Genomic DNA, 1,446 nt, shown 5'->3' with positions numbered 1-1,446 from the left:
CCGGCGCGCTCGGGGGCGGGACGGCCGCCGGCCGCCGCCCAGCGCCGGGCGACGGCGGCCGTCGCGGCGGTGTCCCGGCCGTCCTGCGCGGCCTGGTGCAGCTCGTGCCCGATCAGGTCCTCGGGCTGCACCCAGGTCAGGCGCAGCATCACAGCCCCGCGATCGACGCGAACGCCGCCTCGTGCGCGCGCCGCCGCTCCACGTCCCGGGCGTGCACCTCGCGGGCGACCCGGGCCAGGCCCGCGGCCGGTGCGTGCAGGTCGAGACGGCTGGCCCGGGCGACCTCGCTGCTCCACTCCTTCGGCACCGCCCGCTCGCCGTGCAGCGCGCCCACGATCGCGCCGGCCATGGTGGCGATCGAGTCGCAGTCCCGGCCGTAGTTGACCGCGCCGAGCACGGTGTGCCGGAAGTCGCCCGCGCCGACGAGCAGCATGCCGAGTGCCACCGGCAGCTCCTCGATGGAGTGCAGCCGGGAGGGGCGGCGGGCGCCGAGCGAGGGCCTGCGGTACTCCGGGCCGACCGTGTCGAAGGGGGCGACCGCCGCGCGCAGCGGGCCGAGCGCGTCCTCGAAGTCGTCGTGGCGGGCGGCCGTCTCGCAGACCGCCTCGATCGCCGCGCGGGTGCCGTCCTTGGCCAGCGCGAGCACCTCGTCGACCACACCGGCCGGGGTCGCGTCCGGGCGGTGGGCGGCGGCCACCGCGGCCGCGAAGACACCGGCCGCCTCCCGCCCGTACGAGCTCTGGTGCGCGCCCGCGATGTCGAGCGCCTCCTCGTACGCCTTCCTGGGGTCGCCCGCGTTCACCGCGCCGACGGGGGCCATGTACATCGCGGCCCCGCAGTTCACGATGTTCCCGACGCCCGCCTCGCGGGGGTCCACATGGCCGTAGTGCAGGCGCGCGACGATCCACTTCTCGGCGAGGAAGATCCGCTGGAGGGGGAGTGCCTCGGCCTCCAGCTCCGGGATCCAGCGGGGGGTCGTCATGAGGTCGGGGACCAGGTGCTCGGCGACCGCGTACGCGTCGAGGTGGTCGCGGACCCGCTCGTAGACGCGCACCAGCGCATGGGTCATCAGGGTGTCGTCGGTGACGTGCCCGTCGCCCTTGTGGTACGGGGCGATGGGGCGGGCGGTGCGCCAGTCGTCGCGGTGGAAGGGCTCGACGATGCCGCGCACCCGGCCGCCGTGCCGTTCCACGATCGCCTCTGGCGGCCAGCCCTCCACCGGGCCGCCGAGCGCGTCGCCCACGGCGGCGCCGACGAGTGTGCCGGTGATGCGGTCCTCGAGGGTCGGGCGGGGGTTGTTCACGGTGGGGTCCCTTTCCTGTCCGGGGAGTGGTGGCTGAGTCGTGCGGCGAGGCGGACGAGGTCGGTGCCCGCGTACTGCGGCAGGGCGCAGCCCGCGAGCACCCGGCAGGCGGCGCGCCAGCTGTCGGGCAGCGCGTCCGCGCC

1 protein-coding gene and 2 pseudogenes are annotated in these 1,446 nt (G+C 76.5%); all 3 read right to left on the bottom strand.

The window, feature by feature from the left end:
- Positions 1-149 (bottom strand): annotated as a pseudogene (locus GTW43_RS21715) (ADP-ribosylglycohydrolase family protein); the annotation flags it as partial.
- Complete coding sequence (locus GTW43_RS21710; RefSeq protein ID WP_161303688.1) at positions 149-1,303, bottom strand: ADP-ribosylglycohydrolase family protein; 1,155 nt, start codon at positions 1,301-1,303, stop codon at positions 149-151. The gene GTW43_RS21710 and the pseudogene GTW43_RS21715, both read right to left, overlap by 1 nt.
- Positions 1,300-1,446, bottom strand: a pseudogene (locus GTW43_RS21705) (ADP-ribosylglycohydrolase family protein); the annotation flags it as partial. The pseudogene GTW43_RS21705 and the gene GTW43_RS21710, both read right to left, overlap by 4 nt.

The organism is Streptomyces sp. SID5785 (genome assembly GCF_009870065.1).
Classification (GTDB): domain Bacteria; phylum Actinomycetota; class Actinomycetes; order Streptomycetales; family Streptomycetaceae; genus Streptomyces.
This window is presented reverse-complemented; position numbering and strand designations above follow the sequence as displayed.